General features: G+C 66.1%; 19 protein-coding genes and 1 riboswitch. Of the genes, 9 read left to right on the top strand and 10 right to left on the bottom strand.

Translation table 11 applies throughout. The features are described from left to right. The first annotated feature begins 41 nt into the window (after nucleotides 1-41). The 5 genes from CRO48_RS12665 to CRO48_RS12645 all read left to right on the top strand — a co-directional run bounded on the left by CRO48_RS12665 (nucleotide 42) and on the right by CRO48_RS12645 (nucleotide 7448). Nucleotides 42-1577, top strand: coding sequence for an aromatic amino acid lyase (locus CRO48_RS12665; RefSeq protein ID WP_097139770.1), 1536 nt, complete (start codon nucleotides 42-44; stop codon nucleotides 1575-1577). Between the two features lie 21 nt (nucleotides 1578-1598). Then, nucleotides 1599-2981 carry a dihydroorotase gene (locus CRO48_RS12660; protein WP_097139768.1) on the top strand — a complete coding sequence of 461 codons (1383 nt, stop codon included), beginning with the start codon at nucleotides 1599-1601 and terminating at the stop codon, nucleotides 2979-2981. Continuing rightward, nucleotides 2978-4258 (top strand): Zn-dependent hydrolase, encoded by a 1281-nt coding sequence (locus CRO48_RS12655; protein WP_097139766.1) that lies wholly within the window; start codon nucleotides 2978-2980, stop codon nucleotides 4256-4258. The genes CRO48_RS12660 and CRO48_RS12655 overlap by 4 nt, the downstream gene beginning before the upstream one ends. After that, on the top strand, nucleotides 4258-5361 hold the full coding sequence (locus tag CRO48_RS12650; protein WP_097139764.1) for a DUF917 domain-containing protein: 1104 nt from the start codon (nucleotides 4258-4260) through the stop codon (nucleotides 5359-5361). The genes CRO48_RS12655 and CRO48_RS12650 overlap by 1 nt, the downstream gene beginning before the upstream one ends. Nucleotides 5362-5786: 425 nt before the next feature. After that, entirely contained in the window at nucleotides 5787-7448 is a 1662-nt protein-coding gene (locus CRO48_RS12645; protein ID WP_097139762.1) for a urocanate hydratase, read from the top strand. Nucleotides 7449-7630: 182 nt separating this feature from the next. Here the strand turns inward: CRO48_RS12645 and CRO48_RS12640 are convergent, their stop codons facing one another. Beyond that, the gene (locus CRO48_RS12640) at nucleotides 7631-8083 is read right to left on the bottom strand and encodes a GNAT family N-acetyltransferase (RefSeq protein ID WP_097139760.1); all 453 of its coding nucleotides are present in this window, start codon (nucleotides 8081-8083) and stop codon (nucleotides 7631-7633) included. Nucleotides 8084-8276: 193 nt separating this feature from the next. Here CRO48_RS12640 and CRO48_RS12635 point away from each other — a divergent pair, with 193 nt between their 5' ends. The 3 genes from CRO48_RS12635 (at nucleotide 8277) to CRO48_RS12625 (ending at nucleotide 11651) form a co-directional block, all read left to right on the top strand. Further along, on the top strand, nucleotides 8277-8987 hold the full coding sequence (locus CRO48_RS12635) for an LssY C-terminal domain-containing protein (RefSeq protein WP_097139758.1): 711 nt from the start codon (nucleotides 8277-8279) through the stop codon (nucleotides 8985-8987). A gap of 464 nt (nucleotides 8988-9451) precedes the next feature. Beyond that, nucleotides 9452-10858, top strand: a complete 1407-nt coding sequence (locus tag CRO48_RS12630) for a selenium-binding family protein (protein WP_097139756.1) — start codon at nucleotides 9452-9454, stop codon at nucleotides 10856-10858. A 163-nt stretch (nucleotides 10859-11021) separates the two neighbouring features. Further along, the gene (locus CRO48_RS12625; RefSeq protein ID WP_097139754.1) at nucleotides 11022-11651 is read left to right on the top strand and encodes a hypothetical protein; all 630 of its coding nucleotides are present in this window, start codon (nucleotides 11022-11024) and stop codon (nucleotides 11649-11651) included. A gap of 295 nt (nucleotides 11652-11946) precedes the next feature. On the opposite strand, the gene CRO48_RS12620 is transcribed toward CRO48_RS12625, so the two are convergent. From CRO48_RS12620 to CRO48_RS12600, 5 genes are all read right to left on the bottom strand, one after another. Then, nucleotides 11947-12708: an SDR family NAD(P)-dependent oxidoreductase gene (locus tag CRO48_RS12620; RefSeq protein WP_097139752.1), complete on the bottom strand. Its 762-nt coding sequence runs from the start codon at nucleotides 12706-12708 to the stop codon at nucleotides 11947-11949. Nucleotides 12709-12790: 82 nt separating this feature from the next. Further along, nucleotides 12791-13609 carry an ABC transporter permease gene (locus CRO48_RS12615; protein ID WP_097139750.1) on the bottom strand — a complete coding sequence of 273 codons (819 nt, stop codon included), beginning with the start codon at nucleotides 13607-13609 and terminating at the stop codon, nucleotides 12791-12793. Then, entirely contained in the window at nucleotides 13609-14475 is an 867-nt protein-coding gene (locus CRO48_RS12610; protein ID WP_097139749.1) for an ABC transporter permease, read from the bottom strand. Before CRO48_RS12610 ends, CRO48_RS12615 begins: the two co-directional genes overlap by 1 nt. A 487-nt stretch (nucleotides 14476-14962) precedes the next feature. Beyond that, the gene (locus CRO48_RS12605; protein WP_097139746.1) at nucleotides 14963-16126 is read right to left on the bottom strand and encodes a polyamine ABC transporter substrate-binding protein; all 1164 of its coding nucleotides are present in this window, start codon (nucleotides 16124-16126) and stop codon (nucleotides 14963-14965) included. Nucleotides 16127-16166: 40 nt separating this feature from the next. Further along, complete coding sequence (locus tag CRO48_RS12600) at nucleotides 16167-17252, bottom strand: ABC transporter ATP-binding protein (protein ID WP_097139743.1); 1086 nt, start codon at nucleotides 17250-17252, stop codon at nucleotides 16167-16169. A gap of 262 nt (nucleotides 17253-17514) precedes the next feature. On the opposite strand from CRO48_RS12600, the gene CRO48_RS12595 reads away from it, so the two are divergent. After that, nucleotides 17515-18255: a helix-turn-helix transcriptional regulator gene (locus CRO48_RS12595; RefSeq protein WP_407071924.1), complete on the top strand. Its 741-nt coding sequence runs from the start codon at nucleotides 17515-17517 to the stop codon at nucleotides 18253-18255. Nucleotides 18256-18471: 216 nt separating this feature from the next. Here the strand turns inward: CRO48_RS12595 and CRO48_RS12590 are convergent, their stop codons facing one another. From CRO48_RS12590 to CRO48_RS12575, 4 genes are all read right to left on the bottom strand, one after another. Next, on the bottom strand, nucleotides 18472-18945 hold the full coding sequence (locus CRO48_RS12590; RefSeq protein ID WP_097139739.1) for a 6,7-dimethyl-8-ribityllumazine synthase: 474 nt from the start codon (nucleotides 18943-18945) through the stop codon (nucleotides 18472-18474). 94 nt (nucleotides 18946-19039) lie between these two features. After that, nucleotides 19040-19212: riboswitch (FMN riboswitch) on the bottom strand. A 121-nt stretch (nucleotides 19213-19333) separates the two neighbouring features. Beyond that, nucleotides 19334-20395 carry an ABC transporter ATP-binding protein gene (locus CRO48_RS12585; protein WP_097139737.1) on the bottom strand — a complete coding sequence of 354 codons (1062 nt, stop codon included), beginning with the start codon at nucleotides 20393-20395 and terminating at the stop codon, nucleotides 19334-19336. A 13-nt stretch (nucleotides 20396-20408) separates the two neighbouring features. Then, nucleotides 20409-21197 (bottom strand): ABC transporter permease, encoded by a 789-nt coding sequence (locus CRO48_RS12580; protein WP_097139734.1) that lies wholly within the window; start codon nucleotides 21195-21197, stop codon nucleotides 20409-20411. Next, on the bottom strand, nucleotides 21194-22063 hold the full coding sequence (locus CRO48_RS12575; RefSeq protein WP_097139732.1) for an ABC transporter permease: 870 nt from the start codon (nucleotides 22061-22063) through the stop codon (nucleotides 21194-21196). Before CRO48_RS12575 ends, CRO48_RS12580 begins: the two co-directional genes overlap by 4 nt. Nucleotides 22064-22092: the final 29 nt, after the last annotated feature.

Raw genomic sequence — 22092 nt, 5'->3', positions numbered from 1 at the left:
TTCTCCGTCTTGCATAGAGTTGGTCGAACAGAGGAACGACCATGCTGGCGAGCGCCGAGACCTTCTATCTGACCGGAGAACCGCTCGGCTTCGCCGCGCTCGAGGCGATCGGGCGTGCGGCGACCCGGCCGGTCGTCTGCGAGCTGGGGATGGGGCGCATCGGCGCCTCGCGCAAGATCATCGCCGACCGGCTCGCCGCAGGCCTGCCGGTCTACGGCTCCAACACCGGCGTCGGCTCGATGAAGGACAAGCTCTGGACGGTCGACGACCTGATGGAGTTCAATCACAACCTGGTCAGGGCGCATCACTTCGGCACCGGCGAGCCGTTCTCGCTGCCGATCGTGCGCAAGGCGATGGCGATCCGCATCAACACCGCGCTGTCCGGCTATTCCGGGTGCAGCCCCGAGCTCGTGGATGCGTTCCTGGGTCTGCTGGAACGCGACGTCGTTCCCGTGGTGCGCCGGCACGGCTCGATGGGCTGTGCCGACATCGGCCTGATGGGGCAGGTCGCGGCCGTACTCACCGGCGAGGGCGAGGCCTATTTCGAGGGCGAACGGCTGCCAGCGGCGGTCGCGCTGGCCCGTGCCGGGCTCGAACCGTTCCGTATGCAGCCGCGCGATGCCCTGGCAGCCCTCAGCGTCAATGCGATCGCGCACGCGGCGGCCGCCGACGTCACCCGGGAGGCTGCGAAGGCGATCCGCAACCTGATGGTCACGGGGCTCCTGTCGTCGCTTGCGCTCGGCGCCTCCTCCGATCCGTGGCGCGTGGCTGCACGGCTTGCGGGCCATGGCGAGGCGCTGGCGGGGCGGTGGTTCTCGGCGCAGGCCGCCTCCTGCGCCTGGCCCAAGCCGTCGGCGATCCACGATCCGCTCAGCCTGCGCATGACGGCGCAGGTGTTCGGCGCCTGCCTCGATACGCTGATGAACGCCGCCGAACGCATTGTGGAGGCGACGGCGCAGACCGACGACAATCCGGTCGTGCTCGACGATCACGTGATGGCGTCCGGCGGCTCGCTGCCGCTGTCGACCGCGCTCTATGTCGAGGCGGCGCAGACCGGTTTCGCCCATCTCGCCCGCAACGTCCTGAACCGCTGCGTGCTGCTTTCCAACGGGGTGCGCCGCAACCTGCCGGTCAACCTTGTCGCCCCCGGCGAGGCGGCCACCGGCTTTGGGCCGCTGGTCAAGCTCGCCGTCGAGCTCTACATGCGCATCCAGTCGCTGGCGGTGCCGATCTCGGCGCAGTCGATCGTGGTTGCCGGCGGGCTGGAAGAGGAGGCGACCTTCCTGCCGCTGATCGTCGAGCGTATGGAGAGCCAGGTGCGGGATCTCCGCCAACTGGCGGCGCTGGAGGGGATGCTGTCGGCGCAGGCGATCGATCTTGCGAGCGACAGTCCCGAAGGTGTGGCCGCCGTCGTCTATCAGCGCGTGCGGAAGGTGACGGCGTTCTACCGCAAGGACCGGCTGATGTCGGCCGAGATCGAGGCGCTGGACCGCGACCTCGCCTGCCCGGATGCACTTGCCTCCTTCGTGGCGGCAGCCCCGATGGACGATTTCGACGCGTTCTTCGCACTGAACTAACGTCGGGAGGAGGAAACGCCGATGGCCGATTTCGATCTGGTGGTGAAGGGCACGGTGGTGCTGCCCGACCGCATCGTCGAGGGCGGACATGTGGCCATCCGCGACGGCAAGGTCGCCCATGTCGGGCAGGGCGCGATGCCGGCCGCCCGCGAGCGCCACGACCTCAAAGGCGCGATGATCCTGCCGGGCGCCATCGACGCGCAGGTGCACTCGCTGTCGCAGAAGAACCAGGAGGATTTCATCTGGTCGACCCGGTCGGCGGCGGCCGGCGGCGTCACCACCATTGTCGACATGCCCTATGACGAGGGCGATCTCGTCTGCTCGGCCGAAGCGGTCGCCCGCAAGGTGGCGCATGCCGGTAAGCAGGCCCGGGTCGATTTCGCCCTCTACGGCACGATCGATCCCGAGGAGGGGCCGGCGCGCATCGGCGAGATGGTCGAGGCGGGTGTCGCCGCCTTCAAGTTCTCCACCTTCGGCACCGATCCGAAGCGCTTTCCGCGCATCCCGGCCGCCCTGCTGGAGGACTGCTTCCGGGCGATCGCCCCGACCGGGCTGACCGCCGGCGTGCACAACGAGGACGACGAGGCGGTGCGGGCGGCGATCGCGAAGGTCAAGGCACTTGGAATTTCCGACTGGCGGGCGCACGGCCTGTCGCGTCCGCCGCTGACGGAACTGCTCGCCAGTTGCCAGATCTACGAGACGGGCGCTGCCACCGGCTGCCCGGCGCATGTGGTGCACTGCTCGCTCGGGCGCGGCTACGAGATCGCGGCCGCTTACCGGGCGCAGGGCCACCGCGCCACCATCGAGTGCTGCATCCACTATCTGACCCTCGACGAGGAAAACGATGTGCGCCGCCTCGGCGGCAAGGCGAAGATCAACCCGCCGGTCCGCCCGCGGGCGGAGGTGGAAAGGCTTTGGCGGCACGTGGCGGACGGCAACGTCACGCTGGTCTCGACCGACCATGTCAGCTGGTCGGAGGACCGCAAGACGAACGCCGACATGCTCTCCAACGCGTCCGGCGTGCCCGGGCTGGAGGTCATGGTGCCGCTTTTCGTCAAGGGCGCCTTGGAGCGCGGCATCCCGCTGACCCGGGCGGCGGAGCTGATGAGCCGCAACCCGGCCCGGCACTTCCGGCTCGACCACGTCAAGGGCGCGCTGGATCCGGGCAAGGACGCCGACATCACCGTGCTGACGCCGGAGCCCTACACCTACGACGCGGCCGAGAGCGGCCACAACGTCGTCGGCTGGTCGCCCTACAACGGCATCCGGCTGCCGTGGCGGGTGGCTGCAACCTTCCTGCGCGGCCGGCTCGCCTTCGACGGCAGGCGGGTGCTGGCCGAGCCCGGCACCGGCGCCTTCGTGCGGCCGCCGGCGACGCTCCCCGTCGCGGAGGCCGGGCGATGAGTGCGCCGCGCACCAACCTGCCGGTGGATCCGGCCCGGATCGCTGATGTGATCGACGGGCTCGCGGCGATCACCGAGCCGGACAGGCCCTATACGCGGCGGGCGTTTACGGCGCTTCATCCGGAGGGCCGTGCGTTTCTGGAAGCCCGCTTCCGGGAGGCGGGGCTGGAGACGCGCATCGACGCGGCCGGCAACCTGATCGGCCGGCGGCCGGGGAAGACGCCGGGGCTCGGCACGATCATGCTCGGCTCGCACTCCGACACCGTCCCCGATGGCGGCCGTTTCGACGGCATCGCCGGGGTGGCCGCGGCGCTAGCGGTGGCGCGGGCGCTCATCGAGCGCGGCACCGAACTGGACCATGACCTTGAAATCGTCGACTTCCTCGCCGAGGAAGTCTCCATCTTCGGCGTCTCCTGCATCGGCAGCCGCGGCATGGCCGGCGTGCTGCCGGAGGACTGGCTTGCGCGGGAAAGCGGCGGGCTGACGCTCGCCGAAGGAATCCGCCAGGCGGGCGGCGATCCATTGCGCCTCGCCGGCGAGGCGAGGGGCGATATCGCCACCTTTCTCGAACTCCACATCGAGCAGGGGCCGGTGCTGGAGGAGGAAAAGTTCGACATCGGCGTCGTCACCGCAATTGCCGGCATCACGCGCATCGAGATCGTGGTGGAGGGCAGGGCGGACCATGCGGGGACGACGCCGATGGGCGGCCGAGCGGATGCGCTCGCCGCCGCCGCCCGGCTGGTGACGGGTGTCGAGGCGCTGGCGAAGTCGTTTTCCGGCGGAAGGTTCCATTTCACTGCCACCGTCGGCGAATTTTCGATCGAGCCGAATGCGGCCAACGTGGTGCCCTCGCGCGCCCGGCTGCTGATCGACGCGCGGGCCGAGGAGCGGGCGATGATGGAGCTCTTCGTCAATTCGCTCGACCAGATGGCCGAGCAGATCGCCCGCGAGACGGGGACGGCGATATCGACGCCGCGCCGCATCTCCGACAATCCGCCGACGCCTTCGGATGCGATGCTGGTCAAGGTGCTGGATGAGGCGTGCAGCGCGGTCGGCGCCAGCCATCGCCGCATGGTCTCCGGTGCCGGTCATGACACCGCCTGGATGGCGCGGGTGACACGTTCGGCAATGATCTTCGTGCCCTGCCGCGGCGGGCGCAGCCATGCGCCGGAGGAGTTTGCCGAGAACGACGACATCGCGCTGGGTGCGTCCGTCCTTCTTCATGCAGTGATTCAACTGGATCACGGCCTTCAGACATTGAATCAGGAGGGGCGCTGATGGGGCGGATTTTAAAGGAAAAAGACGTCGAGGCGGCTGTGCGCGGCGGCTCGGTCTATGCCGCCGGCGGCGGCGGCTGGGCCGACCATGGCCGCATGCTCGGCCACGCCGCCGTGTCGATCGGAAGACCTGAGCTGGTGACGATCGACGAGCTTTCCGACGACGACTGGGTGGCGACGGCAGCCGCCATCGGGGCGCCGGCCTCGACCACGCCCTGGGAGATGCGCGGCGTCGATTACGTGCGCGCCGTGCAACTGCTGCAGGAGGCGCTGGGCGAGAAAGTCACGGCGCTGATGGTCGGACAGAACGGCAAGTCCTCGACGCTCAACGGCTGGCTGCCGTCGGCGATCCTCGGCACCAAGGTGCTGGATGCGGTAGGCGACATGCGCGCGCACCCGACCGGCGACATGGGCTCGATCGGCATGGCCGGTTCGCCCGAACCGATGATCCAGACCGCTGCCGGCGGCAACCGTGCCGAGGACCGTTACATCGAGCTCGTCGTGCGGGGGGCGACGGCGAAGGTCTCGCCGGTGCTGCGGACGGCCGCCGACCAGTCCGGCGGCTTCATCGCCTCCTGCCGCAACCCGCTGCGCGCTTCCTACGTGCGGGCCAACGCAGCCCTCGGCGGCATCTCGCTGGCGCTTGCGCTCGGCGAGGCGATCCTTGCGGCCGAGGCGCGGGGGGCATCCGCAGTCATCGATGCGATCGTCAGGACCACCGGCGGGTCGATCCTCGCCGAGGGCACGATTTCGGAGAAGGCGGTGGTCTATACCAAGGAGGCCTTCGACATCGGCACGGTGACGCTCGGCAGGGGCGATGACGCAGTCCACCTGCATGTGATGAACGAGTACATGGCGGTGGAGCAGGCGGGCGGCGTGCGGCTTGCCACCTTTCCCGACGTGATCACCACGCTGTCGCCGGAGGGCGAGCCGCTGAGCGTCGGGCAATTGGAGGTCGGCATGCGGGTTTTCGTGCTGCACGTGCCGAAGGCGGTCATCCCGCTGGCATCGAGCGTGCTCGACCCGAGCGTGTATCCGCCGGTGGAGAAGGCGATGGGGATCGAGATCGCGCGGTATGCGCTCGGCTCTTTATCCTCTCCTTGAAGGGGGAGGGTCGGCGCGGCAATCGTCCTTCTCCCCGCGAGCGGGGAGAAGATGCCGGCAGGCGGATGAGGGGCCGCGCCAACCGGCCCTGCCTCGAGGGCTGATGCTGGGACCCGACGTTCAGTGTCGTGGACACTGCAGACGTTGCAGCCCCTCACCCTGCCCCTCTCCCCGCGGGCGAGGAGAGGGGACGGAGACGCTGCCGCTGCCGCGGGATCAACCCTCCTTGAGGGCGAGTTGCCCGATAGGGCAGATGAGGGGCGCGGTGAAACGACGCGATGTGTCGAGAAATTTTGAATGCATGAAACGATATGGGCGCCGCAGCCCCCGCATCCGGCCCTTCGGGCCACCGTCTCCCCGGGGGGAGAAGAGGGAGTGCGCGCTGCCTTCGCGGCCAAACTGAGGCAACCGAACCGGAGACCATCATGCCGAAACCCAATCCCCGCCATCCGAATTTCCCGATCCCCGGCGGCCCGGTGCTGCGCGCGAAGGGCTGGCGGCAGGAGGGGCTGCTGCGGCTGCTGGAGAACGTGCTCTGCGTCGGCGAGGATCCCGACAACCTCGTGGTCTATGCAGCACTCGGCAAGGCGGCGCGCAACTGGGCCTCGCACCGGGCGATCGTCAAGGCCTTGTGCGAGATGGAGGAGGACCAGACGCTCCTGGTCCAGTCCGGCAAGCCGGTGGGGCTGCTGCAGACCCATGCCAAGGCGCCGCTCGTGATCATGGCCAACTGCAACATCGTCGGCCAGTGGGCGAAGGCGGAGGTGTTCTACGAGCTGCAGCGAAAAGGGCTGATCTGCTGGGGCGGGCTGACGGCGGGCGCCTGGCAGTATATCGGCAGCCAGGGCGTGATCCAGGGCACCTACGAGATCTTCATGCGGATCGCCGAGAAGCGTTTTTCCGGCTCGCTCGCCGGCCGGTTCATCCTGACGGCAGGGCTTGGTGGCATGGGCGGGGCGCAGCCGCTCGCCGGCCGCATGGCGGGGGCTGCGATCCTCTGCGTCGACATCGACGCGGAGCGGGCGGAAAAGCGTAAAGGCATCGGCTATCTGGAACACGTCGCCCCCGACCTCGATGCGGCCCTTGCCATGATCGACGCGGCGGTCAAGGACAAGCGCGCGACCTCGATCGGCCTCGTCGGCAATGCGGCGGAGGTCTACCCCGAGATCGCCAGGCGCGGCATCGTGCCCGACATCGTCACCGACCAGACCTCGGCGCATGACCTCGTCTACGGCTATGTGCCCAAGGGCATGGGGCTCGCGGAGGTGAAATCGCTGCGCGAGGACGGGCAGGGCCAGTTGATGGCGGCCAGCCGCGCTTCGATCGTCGAGCATGTCGGCGCCATGCTCGAATTCCAGAAAAAGGGCGCGGAGGTGTTCGACAACGGCAACCTGATCCGTACCCAGGCGCGGGAGGGCGGCGTCGCCAATGCCTTCGACATCCCGATCTTCACCGAGGCCTATCTGCGGCCGCTGTTTGCCCGCGCCATCGGGCCGTTCCGCTGGATGGCGCTGTCAGGCGAGGAAGGCGATATCGCCCGCATCGACGATCTCGTGCTCGACATGTTTGCCGAAAACCGCATCGTCACCAACTGGATCCGGCTGGCGCGCGAAAACATCCCCTTCGAGGGCCTGCCGGCGCGGATCGCCTGGCTCGGCCACGGCGAGCGGACGGCGCTGGCGCTGGCGGTCAACCGGCTGGTCGCCGCCGGCGAACTGAACGGCCCGGTCGCCTTTTCGCGCGACCATCTCGACGCCGGCGCCATGGCGCATCCGAACATCATGACGGAGCGGATGAAGGACGGCTCGGACGCGATCGCCGACTGGCCGCTGCTCGACGCCATGCTGCTCTCCTCCTCGATGGCTGACCTCGTCGCCGTCCACTCCGGCGGTGGCGGCTATGCCGGCTATATGACGAGCTGCGGGGTCACGGTTGTGGCGGATGGAACCGAGGCCGCGGCGGAGCGGCTGGAGCATGCGCTGACCAACGACACGGCGCTGGGGGTGATCCGGTATGCGGATGCGGGGTATGAGGAAGCGCTCGACGAGATTGCCGCGAAGGGGATCGGGCATGTTGCGGTGGGGTGAGGTGAGCTAGGTCCACAGCCTGCCTCGGGGACACAAACCATTCAGTACACGCCAAGCCGCAGCGCGACCCACTTGACAGTGCCGAGGGTTCTAATGAACGCGCAAATGACGCTGCCAGCTCTTTGATATGATGCATGATCGTTCGGCTCGAATGGATCCATTCGCGCGCGACAGCATTGGAATTATCGTGGCTCGCCAAGCATTTTCCGCAGCCATATGCAAGCGTGGCCAAGAGGAAGTCCGTCAATCCGTCCAAACTCCTCGTATCCGTTCCGACGGTAGAAATCCGGGGCTTGAAAGCTGTACATATCGACATACGCTCCGATGCACTTGCGCTTCCGTGCAGCATCTTCCGCCTTTGCCAAAAGTTGCGCGCCAAGCCCTTGGCCCCGTGCCGCGGGAGACACCCATAGCCATTCTATAAACAGCCAAGCGTAGAATGTGCGCCCCTTGAGGCCGCCAACAAGGTCCCCGTGATCGTCGCGCGCTATGGCCCATATATCCTGCGCACTATCAGGTCCGGCATGTGCAGAATTGTACGTATCCAGGCCCTCGTCGATAAGGCGTCGCTCTTGTTCATCGGGCTGCTCTTCGATCTCAACGCGTAGCTGCAATATCTGTCGCTCCCCCTTCATTCCACTATCGAGGGAAACACTGGCAAAGCGAGGCCCGTTGTCCAGTTTTTTCTACAATCGCTGAATGCAGAAGGGGGCGCTGTGCGACGGTCGCGTTGACCGCTTCCCCCCTGCTGCCATCCCGCAAACCCTGTGCTAGTCTTTGCGGCTGCCGCCCTTCCGGCGCGCGGCGCGAGAGGAGGGGGCGGGGAGCATGATCAGGCGGAAATCGCATCTGGCGGTCGGCAGCATCACGGTGCTGCTCGGTCTCTATCTGTTCGTCGCCTATTTCGTGCTGCCGGAGATCTGGATCTTCCGGGACGCGAAGGAGCTCGGCAGCCTCGACAGCATGGTCACTGTCACCCCCGACGACATTCCCGGCGATCCGATCAATGTCGGCCTCGTCGGCACCAAGGAGGAGGTGATCCGCGCCTTTGCAGCCGCCCATTGGGATCCGGCCGACAGGATCACGCTGCGTTCCTCGATCGACATCGGCCTTTCGGTCGTGCTCGACCGGCCGGATCTCGACGCACCGGTCAGCACGCTTCTCTTCGAGGGCCGCAAGCAGGACCTCGCCTTCGAGAAGCCGGTGGGCAAGAGCGCCGACCAGCGAAACCACGTGCGCTTCTGGCAGACCGAGAGGACCGGCGACGACGGCCGGCCGCTGTGGCTCGGGTCCGCCAGCTTCGACCGCGGCGTGGGCCTGAGCCACGACACCGGCCAGATCACCCACCATATCGGCCCGGATGTCGACGCCGAGCGCAACCTCGTCATCGGCGACCTGCAGACCGCCGGCCAGCTGACCTCCACCTACGAGATCGACGGCGTCGGTCCGACGCAGGACGGTCGCAACGGCGGCGGCGACCGCTATTTCACCGACGGCAAGGCGACGGTGGGCGTGCTCGTGGCACCGGCGGCGCAGTAGAGCTTCGCGATCGACGCCCGCATCCAGCAAGGCCGGCGAACGGTTCGGCGGAGGGTGGCCTGGAGGCGCAATCGCCGGGCGACATCGCTGCGCGGCGACAGGCCGGGAGGCGAGAGCGAAGAACGCGCACGGCGTCGATATCCGTCGTCCGCCGCTGGATGGATCATTGCGCCGGCACGCATAGCGCCGCGTTTTTAACGCCGCGCATGCGCGGCCGTGCGCGTCTGCTGCAGCACCGGCGCCTGCTGGTTGTCCCGCACGGCCGTGCGACAGAAACGGCTGCTCATTTCACGCATTCTCTGGCAGGATAAAAGGGTGGGAACGATGATCCGGCAGGCCCGTATGCGGCGCCGGCGTCTCGCCGGCCTTCGCCAGCATAGCGGACACCGCCTTTTCCCCCAGCCATGCGCCGGTAACGGCGAGGCACACTTCTGAAGTCGTCCAGCAACGCAGGAGCACTTCACATGGCAACTCCCTTTGGAACCTGGAAACCCGATCCGAGCTTCTATCCGTCGCCGCGCATGGCGATGAAGGCGGAGCCCGAAACGCTCGCCTATGTCGCAGCCTTCGATCCGGCGCGGCAGGTGCCGGACGAGCTTGCCGTCGTCGACGTCGATCCCAAGTCGCCCACCTACGGGCAGATCGTCCATTCGCTGGCGATGCCCAATGTCGGCGACGAGTTGCATCATTTCGGCTGGAACGCCTGCTCGTCCTGCCTCTGCCCCAACGCGCCGCATCCCCATGCCGAGCGGCGCTACCTGGTCGTGCCCGGGCTGCGATCGTCGCGCATCCATATCGTCGACACGAAACCCGACGCGCGACGTCCGACGATGGCGAAGGTCGTCGAACCGGGCGAGGTCGCAGAGCGGGCCGGGTACACGCGGCCGCACACGGTCCATTGCGGGCCGGAAGGGATCTATGTCGCAGCGCTCGGCAACACCGAGGGAAAGGCGCCGGGCGGGGTCTTCCTGATGGACCACGAGACGTTCGAGGTGCGTGGCCGCTGGGAGATGGACCGCGGGCCGCAGCAGCTCTCCTACGACGTCTGGTGGCATCTCGGGCATGACACGCTGGTGACCAGCGAATGGGGCACGCCCGATACGTTCGAGAACGGGCTCGTGCCGGAGATCCTGCTCGGGGCCAAATACGGAAGGCGCCTGCATTTCTGGGACCTGCACAAGCGCAAGCACCTGCAGACGATCGATTTCGGCGACAAATACCAGCTCGTGTTCGAGCTGCGGCCCGCGCACGACCCGACCAAAGCCTACGGGTTCGTTAACGCGGTCGTGTGCCTGGAGGATCTCTCGTCCTCCATCTGGGTCTGGCATCGCGACGGCCAGAAATGGGCGGTGACGAAGGTGATCGACATTCCGGCCGAGCCCGCCGATCCTGAGGTGCTGCCGCCGATGCTGAAGGGTTTCGCTGCGGTGCCGCCGCTCGTCACCGACATCGACCTCTCCATGGACGACCGCTTCCTCTACGTCTCCTGCTGGGGGACCGGCGATCTCCTTCAGTTCGACGTGTCCGACCCGTTCAAGCCGAGGCAGACGGGCAAGGTTCGGATCGGCGGCATCGTCTCGCGTGCGAGCCATCCGGGCGCGAAGAACGGCGCGCTCAACGGCGGTCCGCAGATGGTGGAGATCAGCCGGGACGGCAGGCGCGTCTATTTCACCAATTCGCTCTACGGCGCGATCGACGAGCAGTTTTATCCGGAAGGCATCGACGGCTGGATGGTGAAGCTGGACGCCAAGCCGGACGGCGGCATCGCCTTCGACGAGACATTCTTCGTCGAATGGCCGAAGTCGCATCGGCCGCACCAGGTGCGCCTGCAGGGCGGGGACTGCTCCTCGGATTCCTACTGCTACCCGTAAGAGGAATGCGGGGGGCGATCGCTCCTGTCCCTGTTACCGTCGGCAGAGGCCGCGAGGGTTCGAAGGCGGCGCGGAGGATATCCGCCGGCCCGCCTGATGCTGCAGGAAGCGACGCCTGCCCGGATGAGGCGCCGGGGACGGGACGAAACGCAACGAGGCGATCATGGACGCACTCTGGCCATGGCTGATGCTTGCGGGGCTCGGGGCCTTCCACGGGCTGAACCCGGCGATGGGCTGGCTGTTCGCCGTGGCACTCGGCGTGCATCGCGGCAGCGCCGTGGCGGTTGCACGCGCGGTGCCGGCGATTGCGATCGGGCATGCGGCCTCGATTGCCGCGGTGGCGGCCGTGCTTCTGAGCGCCGGGTTGATGGTCGATGCAGGCCGGCTGCGGATCGTGACGGGCGTGGTGCTGATCGGGTGGGCGCTGCTTCACGTCCTCTACGGGCACAGGCGCCGCGTGCGGATCGGCATGACGACCGGTCTTGCCGGGCTCGCGGTCTGGTCGTTCCTGATGGCGACGGCACATGGCGCGGGCCTGATGGTGCTGCCGGCGCTGATGCCGCTCTGCGTCACCGGCGGACCGCTCGCCGGCATCGATGCGGGCGGGTCTGCGGCCACGGCACTCGCCGCCGTCGGCGTGCACACGGCCGCCATGCTGGCCGCCACGGCTGCCGCCGCCTTCGCCGTCTACCGCTTCGTCGGCCTCGGCATCCTGCGCAGCGGCTGGATCAACATCGATCTGGTCTGGACGGCGGTGCTGGCGGGGACGGGGCTGCTGTTGATCGTCGCGTAGGAAGCATTGCCCCGACGGTGCAAGGGCAGTCCCGCATAGCCAGTCCCCTCTGAGCAGCCGGACATCGATCCAGAGGGACCCTGTTCGCGACACTTTCCGTCATACCGGCCGCCGAGCCGGTATCCAGCGGCGTCGCGTCCGCGACGCAGAAAGTGCTTTATCGCGCAAGGACTTGCGCGGCTGGATGCCGGCTCAAGGCCGGCATGACGAGAGGAGGGGCGGTTGCGGCGGTCAATCGTGGGGCGGAGAGGGGCTTCGTCACGGCTTGGAGAGCGCAGCGTCGAAGCGCCGCCCCTCACACCACCGTTTCCCCCCCATCCACCACCAGCGCCTGGCCGGTCATGTAGCTGGAGCGGTCGGAGACGAGGAAGAGGATCGGCTCGGCGATCTCGGAGACGTCGGCCCAGCGGCCCATCGGGACTTTTTCGCGGACATAGGCCTCGATCGCGTCGCGGCCGCCCATCTGGGCGATGAAGGGAGCGTTGAAGGGGGTGTCGACCCAGCCCGGGCAGAGCGCGTTGACGCGGATGCCTGACCGGGCATAGTCGCCGGCCATCTGCTTGGTCATGGCGATCACGGCGTGCTTGGTGGTCGTATAGGCGATCATCTCGCGGTCGTAGAGGATGCCCGATGACGAGGACGTGTTGAGGATGACGCCCTTGCCCTGCCGCTTCATTGCCGGCACCACCAGTCGGGCGGCGATGAAATGGGCGCGTACGTTCAGGTTCCAGGACCGGTCGAAGCCGTCTACCGAGACCTGCTCGAGATCGCCTTCCACCTGCGCGCCCGCATGGTTGTGGAGGATATCAATGCGGCCGAAGCGGGCGAGGACGCCTTCGACCATTGCCGCGACGGCGTCGTCGTCGGTGACGTCGAGGATCGCGACCTCGGCACGACCGCGGGCGGACGTGATGCGATCAACGGTTTCCGTAGCACCCGCCGCATCGCGGTCGGCCACGACGACGATGGCGCCCTCGCGCGCCATGATCTCCGCCCCGGCGCGGCCGATGCCGGAGCCGCCACCGGTGACGATGGCGACCTGTTCCTTCAGGATCATCTTTCTCACTCCCCAGTGACGGCACTTTGAAATGATGCATGTCCTTGTCCCGAAACCGGTGACCACTTTCGGGAGACATGCATTAGCCGGTGCTTTTCGTTTTCCTCTCGCGCATCAGCACCCGTGCGGCGAGAATGAGGATGAGCGAGGCGACCAGCACCATGGTCGCGACCGCGTTGATTTCCGGCGTCACGCCGCGGCGGATCGAGGCGAAGACGTAGATCGGCAGCGTCGTCTTCGAGCCGGCGACGAAGAAGGCGACGATGAAATCGTCGAAGGAGAAGGTGAAGGCGAGCAGGAAGCCGGCCAGCACCGAGGGCAAGATCTGCGGCAGCACGATCTGGTGGAAAGTGGTCCAGGGCGTGGCGTAGAGATCGGCCGAGGCCTCGACGATGTCGCGGCCGAGGCTGGCGATCCGCGCCTTCACGATCATCGCGACCAGCGCCATGGTGAAGAGGCCGTGGGCGGCGATGATCGAGCCGTAGCCGAGGCCGAACTGCGGTGGGCGCTCACCCGGCCATAGACCGGCGATCGCCGGGTTGATCGCGCCGAAGACGGCGACGAGGGCGACGAGCGTGGCAATCCCGATGACGACGCCGGGAACGACGATCGCCGCCGCCATCAGCCCCTCGAAGATCGCCCGCGTTCGTGGACCCAGCCGCTGCATGCCGAGGGCGGCCATCGTGCCGAAGACGGCGGCGAGGACGGCGCTGGTAAAGGCGATGATCAGGCTGTTCTGCAGGGCGGTGATCAGGAAGGTGTTTCCGAGCGCCTTGCCATACCACTGCAGCGAGAAGCCGGTGAACTCGCTGGCGCTGCGGCCGGCGTTGAAGGAAAACAGCACCACCAGCGCGATCGGCGCGTAGAGGAACACATAGACGGCTGTCATCAGGGCGCGCATCAGACGAGATCCACCTGTCTGGAGCCGGAGATCTTCCAGGCGATCCGCATCGCCACCATCAGGACGACGACGACGACGAGTACGAGCGTGACGGCGATCGCCGAGCCGAACGGCCAGTTGCGCGACTGCAGGAACAGGTCCACCAGCGCGTTGCCGATGAAGAACACCTTGCCGCCGCCGAGCAACTGCGGGATCAGGTACTCGCCGAGCAGCAGGATGGTGACGAGCGCCACGCCGGTCATGACACCCGGCAGCGACAACGGCAGGGTGACGGAGAAGAAGGTCGAGACCGGCCGGGCGCCGAGATCGGCGGAGGCCTCCAGCAGGCGGCGGTCGAGCTTTTCCAGGCTGACATAGATCGGCATGATCATCAGCGGCAGGTAGCCGTAGACGATGCCGAGCAGGACGGCGCCCGGCGTGTTCAGCATCCGCACGTCCTCGATGCCGATCATCGACAGGAGATTGGGGATGCCGCGCGAGCCGAGGATGTACATCCAGGCATAGGTGCGCACCAGGAGACTGGTCCAGAAGGGAACGACGACGAGAGAGACCAGCATCAGCCGGTAGCGCGGGTCGGCCTTGACGGCGAGATAGTACGCGGCAGGGTAGGCGACCAGCAGGCAGACGAAGGCGCCGACGGGGGCGAGGATGAGCGTGTTCCAGAAGGCTGTGGCGCGGGCGGGAAGGTTGGCGTACTGGGCGAGCGTGAAGGCCGGCTGGTAGCCGCCCGCCGGCGCCCGCTCGCCGAAGGAGAAGATTACCATGGCTGCGAAGGGCAGGACGAGGAAGACGAACAGCCACAGCGCCGACGGCGCCAGCAGCGCGGTCGTGACGAGATTGCGTTTCGTTTTCGGTGCCAGGGGCATGAATACTTTCCGAGGTTCATGGGATGCGACTGTCGCCCGTTAGCGGGCGGCGGTCTTGACGGTATGGCAGGATTCATCCGCTCGTGCCGTTGTCTTCGTGGTCGCCGCGCCGGCTGCCGAACCGGTGTGCGGCGGGCATGCCGGAAGCGTTTGCCTCGCGGCTAGACTGTGGGCGCCGTCGGGGGTGCCCCTCATCCGGCATATCCCTTGTGCCCGCAGGCGGGGAGAAGGGATATGCGCGCTCCGCGCTGCCACGCTCAGGACGTTGCGCCTGCAAGGAACGCTGCATCGGCTCGGTGCCGGCCGCTTCTTCGCTGGCATTGTTGCATGCGCTTGGCGCGTTCGCCGGCGCACTCGAGCGAGGCTTTGGCAAGGGCAGGGACGGTGCCGCGATCGTCCTTCTCCCCGCTTGCGGGGAGAAGGTGCCGGCAGGCGGATGAGGGGCCTGCTCCCGTCACCATCGCATACCGCGCCGCTGCTTATCCCCTCAGGCCGACTTGAACCGGGCCATCAGTTCCGCGCGTGCCGGATCGGTGAGCGTCACGGCGGCGCCGAATTCAAGCGGGGTCAGCGAGGCCTCGTCGGGGTAGACGATCTTGTTGCTGGTGATCTCAGGTGGCAGGAGCGCCATCACGCGGCTGTCGGTGGTCGGCGCGCCGTTGGCGATGTGCTCCTTCACCGCCACCGCCGGATCCATCAGGAAGTTCAAGAGCGCATAGCCGGCCGGCTTGTTGGCCGCGCTCTTCGGGATCGCGTAGAAGTCCGACCAGATCTCGCCGCCGTCCTTGCCGAGGACGAACTGGATCTCGGGCATGTCGCGGTTGAGCTGGGCGCCGTCATTGGTCCAGCACATGGTCATCCACGCGTCGGTGGCGCGCATCGACGGCTGGTAGTCGCTGTTGATGGCATAGAGGTGCGGCTTCACCTTGATCAGCAGTTCCTCGGCCTTGGCCAGTTCCTCCGGCTTGATCGAATTGAAGGAGTAGCCGAGCGCGACCAGCGCGTTGCCGATGGTGGTCAGCTGGTAGTCGTGCACCATGGCGCGGCCGTCGCCTTCGCCCATGGCGACATCGAAGAACTCCTTCCAGCTGGTGATCGGCGTCTTGATCTTGTCGGCGTTGAAGGCGATGCCGGTCGTGCCCCAGTTCTTCGGCAGCGCATAGACGGTTCCGTCGACCGTGCCCTCGGCGGTGAAGCGGGTGTTCTGCGTCTTCGGGTCGAAGTTCGGCACCTGCGCCAGATCGAGCGGGTCGATCAGGTCGAGCTTGGCATAGGTTGAAATCGTGTAGTTGGTCGGCACGAACAGGTCCCAGCCGGTGCCGCCGGCCTGGAGCTTGGCCAGCATCTCCTCGTTGGAGCCGAAGACGTTGACCTCGACGGCGACGCCGGTCTTGGCCGTGAACGCCTCGAAGGTCGCGGGATCGTGGTAGTTCGGCCAGGTGGCCAGCGACATGGTCGAGCCGAGGTCCTGGGCGTAGGCGGTGGACCCGAAGACGCCCGGCTGGCGGCCGCCGATGACGGCTGCGGCGAGGCCGAGGCCGGTGACGCCGAGGAAGTGCCTGCGGCTGACCGAGCCGCGCTTCACGCGCATCAGCTCGTCCATCAGGCGTGCGGCGCTGATCGGAGCATTCTCTCTGTACCATTTCGTCATGACACTGTTCCCTTCTTTTAATTGGGCGGCCCGTTTCCCCTCAGGCCTGAAAGATATGCGCTTGCCCGGGATCGAAATTCATTGCGACCGACTCGCCGGGCTCGACAAGGTCGCTGTCTTCTGTGCCGTGCCGTTCGGCGGTGACAAGCAGGTCGCCCAGTCCCGGTACGGAGATGGAATACTCGGCCGAAGAGCCGAGGAAGATGCGATGGGTGACCGTACCCTCCAGCAATGCGGCGTTGGCAGCCGAGGCGCGTGCCAGGCGGATGACCTCGGGCCGCAGCGCCACCGTCGCCGCGCCGGCGTTCATCGCGCGCGCCCTTGTCGTCGCAAGCGTCTTGCCGTTGGCCAATTTGATGCTGCCGCTCGCCGGGTCGACGACCGCCGCCAGCCGATTGGTCTTGCCAACGAAATCGGCGACAAAGAGATCGGCGGGATTATCGTAAATCTCCTTCGGTGAGGCGAGCTGGCGGATCTGTCCGGCATTCATGACGCAGACGAGGTCGCTCATCGACAACGCTTCCTCCTGGTCGTGGGTGACGAGGACGAAGGTGATACCCAGTTCACGCTGGAGGCTCTGCAGTTCGAACTGCATGGCGGTGCGCAGCTTCTTGTCCAAGGCTGCGAGCGGCTCGTCGAGCAGCAGCACCCGGGGCTTGTTGACCAGCGCACGGGCGAGCGCAACGCGCTGCTGCTGGCCGCCGGACAGTTCGTGGATGCGGCGTGTGGCATAGCCGCCGAGGCGGACCATCTCGAGTGCCTCGCCGACGCGGCGGGCGATCTCGGCCTTGGCAAGCCGGGGGCGCAGCTGCTTCAGCCCGTAGGCGACGTTGCTCTCCACGTCGAAATGCGGAAACAGCGCATACTGCTGGAACACCATGTTCACCGGCCGGCGGTAGGCCGGCACGCCGTTCATAGTGGCGCCGCCGACGAAGACCTCGCCCTCGCTCGGGTGTTCGAAGCCGCCGATCATGCGCAGGCATGTCGTCTTGCCGCAGCCGGAGGGGCCGAGGAGCGCCACGAACGCGCCCTTCGGGACGGCGAGATTGATGTCCGAGACGGCGGTGACGGCGCCATAGCGCTTGCTCACCGAACGGAACTCGATGTCGTTTGCAGCCGATGTCACGTCTATTCCCCGCGGTCTGTCGTCTTGCCGGCGGTCTTGCGCCGCCTTTGCCGCTGTATTTACCGCGATGCTAGTCAGGAACAGGGGCGGAGGTATATACCCCGTGGGAGGTATTTTCTCGCTTTTGCCGCTGTGGAAGGAGTATATCCATCCCGCCGTGTTCGGCGGGGGCGGACGCGGGGCAGGGAGTAACCGGGCAATCATGCGGGTCGATTTTGCATCGCTCTTCCAGGCTTTCGCCGACTGTCTCGGACGAAAGGGCATGGCGGATACCGACGCCGGTATGCTGTTCATGAGGACGATGCGTGCGCTGGTGCGTTTCGACGATGTGGTGATCTTCGCCTATCGGGGCAAGGAGCGACCAATCGACCTCTTCAGCACCTTCGGGGCCGATGACCACGAGATCTTCGTCAGCCTGTACCAGGCGGGACCCTACCTGCTGGATCCGTTTTATCATGCGGCGCGGGCCGGCAAGGCCGGCGTGTTCCGCATGCGCGAACTGGCGCCGGACCGGTTCTTTTCCTCCGAATACTATCGCACCTATTATTCGCAGACGAAGCTCGCCGAGGAGACAGGCTTCTTCGTGGCGTGTCCGGACGGCGTGACGGTGGTGCTGTCCCTGATGCGGCGCGAGCGAAGCGGCACCTTTCCGGCAGGGGAGTTTGCGCTCCTCGCCGACGTTGTGCCGTTCGTCGAGGCTTTCGTGGGGTTGGCGTGGCCGCAGCTGTCGCGCCGCTTCGATACGCTTGCGAAGGGGAGCAGCAGACGCCGTCGCGAGCCTGCCAACGCGGCCGACCGGATCTGGCAGAAGCTCAACCTGACGGATCGGGAAGCGTCGATCGTAGAACTCGTGCTGCAGGGTTTTTCGTCGGAATCAATCGGCCTGACGCTGGCGATTTCCACCGGAACGGTGAAGGTTCATCGCAGGAACGTGTACCGCAAGCTCGGCATTTCCTCGCAGATGCAATTGCTGTCGGTCTATCTGAAGAGCCTGGAGGCTTGATGCGTGTCGCGCAAAGTGCGGAGCGGTTTTGCGGCAAAGACCTGCGCGAAGCAAAGGGCCGGGGCTTCTTGTGTGAAGCCTTTCTCTTTCTGTAATTGTCGAGTCATTCCAGGCCGTTGACTGTGAAGGTTGGCAACTTGAATCCAGTCCTTCAGACGCTTGACCAGCGGTGCCGGAAACGCCCGCGGGAGGAAGGTTTCCCGCGGGCGTCGCGCATCATGCGTTGACGAGGGCCGCCTTGGCTCTCGCATCGATGATCTGGGCTGCTGCGTGCGCAGCTTCCTTGCCCTTGATGACGAAATGGTCGCGGAAGAAGGCGGTGTGCGCTTCGCTTTCCTGGAAATTGTGCGGCGTCAGCACAGCGGAAAGTACCGGGACGTCTGTGTCCAGACCGACGCGGACGATCGCGTCGACCACGGAGCCTGCGACGAAATCGTGGCGATAGATGCCGCCGTCGACGACAAGGGCAACGCCGAGGATCGCGGCATAGCGGCCGGTGCGTGCCAGCGTCTGCGCATGCAGCGGGATTTCAAGCGCACCGGGAACGTCGACGATCTCGACGTCATCGGCGCGGCCGCCGAGGGCCGCCCATTCGGATACGAAGCTGTCGACGCAACGATCGACGATGCCGGCGTGCCAGCGCGCGCGGATGACGGCGATCTTCGTCGAGGGGTTTGCAGAGATGTTCATGCCTTGGCCTTTCAAGGGGTGAGCCATTTTTCAATGATCCCCTTGGGCGAACATGCAGGACGGACACGCCAAAGCCTGGCCGAAGGGCCCGCCTGCTTGCTCTCTTTCATCCGGACTATTGACCGTCGGCTCCGGCATCTCACCGGATCTGCTGACCCTTCGACGGGATGCCGAAGGCGCTCGCGGGCTCCGAAGCATCGAGAGCGCCATACGCCTCGACCATCCGATACCGCCGGTGGGGAATCCCGCCCCGCCCTGAGAACATCCCAACACTACCTTGCCGGGATCGACGGATCAAATGCGCAAGCGACGAAGTTCACACGAGATGCGACACATTTTTCCAACAGAACGGCTATCGGAAAAATGCCGTTTCGCTCATGCGGTATCGTCAGTCCCGAATAATCAGCAGGTCGCTTGCGGTGAAGCGCAGCGTCACCGTTTCGCCGACCGCCGGCGGCACGAGGCCCGGGTTGTTGAACATGTCGAAGGAAATGACGCTGGCGCCGACACGCATGCGCGTGCGCACGACCGAACCCAGAAAGTTGCTGCTAACGACTTCGCCGGCAAGAGCCGTATCACCCTTGGCGCCTTCTGCAATGGAGCCGGCTTCAGGACGCAGGGCCAGCGAGACGGTGTCGCCGGCCTTGACCGGGCCGAGCGGTTCGCGCAGCGTGACGCCCTGGTCGCCGATCGAAATCCGGTTTGCCACCGGGTCGGTCACCTTGGCTTCGATCAGGTTGAGGGTGCCGACGAAGGAGGCGACGAAGCGGGTGGCCGGACGGTTATAGATCTCGGCCGGCGCGCCGATCTGGTCGGCCGAGCCCGCATTCATCACCACGATCCGGTCGGAGATCGACAGTGCTTCTTCCTGGTCGTGGGTGACGAAGACGGTCGTGATGCCGAGCTGCTGCTGGATCATGCGGATCTCCTCGCGCAGCGAAACGCGGATCTTGGCGTCGAGCGCCGAGAGCGGCTCGTCCAGGAGGAGGACCTGCGGCTTGGGGGCGAGCGCGCGGGCCAGCGCCACGCGCTGCTGCTGGCCGCCGGAGAGCTGGTAGGGAAAGCGCTCGGCGAGATGCTCGAGCTTGATCAGGCTTAGCATCTCCTTGACGCGGCTGTCGATCTCGTCCTTCGAGCGGCCGGCGACCTTGAGGCCGAAGGCGACGTTGTCGAACACGCTCATGTTTGGAAAGAGCGCATAGGCCTGGAACACCATGCCGATGTTGCGCTGGTTCGGCTTCAGTCCGGACTGGTTCTTGCCGGCCACCGTGATCGTGCCGCCGCTCGGCGTTTCAAAGCCTGCGATCATGCGAAGCACCGTCGTCTTGCCGCAGCCGGACGGGCCGAGGAAGGAGACGAACTCGCCCTTTTCGATCTCCATGTTGAAATCGCGAACGACCTGCACCTGCCCGAAGGACTTCTGGATATGGCTGAGTGAAAGGAACGACATATGGGAAAAGTCCTCAGGCCTTTACGGGCGCGGTTTTCTGGAAGCGGGAGACGAGTTGAAGCAGGCCCATGCTCAGCCAGGTGATGGCAAACGCGATGATGGCCAGCGCGGAGGGCTCGTACGCCTTGTTGGCGCCGACGAGCTGCAGGTAGGGGCCGAAGGCCGGGCGGTTCAGCAGCGCCGCCATCGTGAATTCGCCCATCACGATCGCAAAGGTGATGAAGGCGCCCGACAGCACGCCGCTCATCACGTTCGGGAAGATGCAGCGGAACATGATCGTCGGCCATTTGGCCCCAAGGCTCTCGGCGGCCTCCGTCAGCGTCGCGACGTCGATCATTCGCATGGCGGTGTCTACGGCGCGGTACATGTAGGGCAGCGACAGCGTCATGTAGGAAAAGACGAGCAGCATGTTGGTGCCCGAGGTGGAATTCGTCAGCGGCAGGAAGGAGGAGGAATTGTAGAGTCGCAGGTAGCCGAAGACGATGACGATCGCCGGGATGACCAGCGGCAGCAGCGTGATGAACTCGATCACGGGGCGCAGCTTCGGCAGCCTGAGGCGCACCCAGTAGGCGGTCGGTACCACCAGCAGCATGCCGAAGATGATGGTGAAGAGCGCCATCAGCATGGAGAAGCCGAAGGTGGAGCGGAACTGTATGTCGGAGAAGACGGAGTGATAGGCGTCGAAGGAGTATTCGCCCCGTCGCATGCGCAGCGAGAATTCGAAGGTGCCGATCAGCGGGACGATGAAATAGATCGCGCCGACGGCGATCGCGAGCCAGGCGAGGAAGCGGGTCGATTTCATTTCTGCCACCGTTCGGCGCGCGAGCGCAACCAGATGTAGAGGACGTTGGAGAGCCCGGTGATGACGATCATGCCGAGTGCCAGCGCATAGCCAAGGTTCGGATTGTGCAGCACGTCGCCGCGGATCTGCGCGTAGAGCAGGATGGGGACGATGTTGAGCGACGAGCCGGTGAGCGCATAGGCGGTGGCAATCGCGCCGAAGGCATTGGCGAAGAGAAGCAGCGTCGTCCCGAGCAGGCTCGGCCAGAGGATCGGCAGCGCGATCATGCGCCAGTACTGCCAGGTGGAGGCGCCGAGGATCTCGGAGGCCTCGCGCCATTCGCGCTTCATACCGTCCAGAGCAGGCGTCAGGATCAGCACCATCAGCGGAATCTGGAAGAACATGTAGGTGATCGTCAGCCCCAGGAAGGAAAGCAGGTTGAAGCCGGTCGAATAGAGGTTGAAGCCGATCAGGTCGCGCAGGAGCACTGTAACCAGGCCGGTGCGGCCGAGCGTGGCGATGAAGGCGAAGGCGAGCGGCACGCCGGCGAAGTTGGAGGCGACACCGGAAAAGGTGAGGAGGCCCGAGCGGACGAAGGAGGGAACGCCGCCCATGACGATGGCCCAGGCGAGGAAGAAGCCGATCACGGCGCCGCCGAGCGAGGATGCGATCGAGACCTTGATGCTGATCCAGTAGGCGCTGACGATGTTCGGCGAGAAGAGATCTGCGATGTTCTTGAAGGTGAAGTCGCCGTCCGGTGTCAGGAAGGCGCCGCCCACCAGGTACAGCGTCGGCAGGATCAGGAAGAGCAGCGCGAAGATCATGAACGGCATTATGCCGAGCCAATCGATGACGGTGCGGCGGTCTATCAGGGCGGATTGGCTCATGAAGCGGCTGTCGTCCAAAGGATTGGGTG

Source organism: Rhizobium subbaraonis, assembly GCF_900220975.1.
Classification (GTDB): Bacteria; Pseudomonadota; Alphaproteobacteria; order Rhizobiales; family Rhizobiaceae; genus Mycoplana; species Mycoplana subbaraonis.
This window is presented reverse-complemented; position numbering and strand designations above follow the sequence as displayed.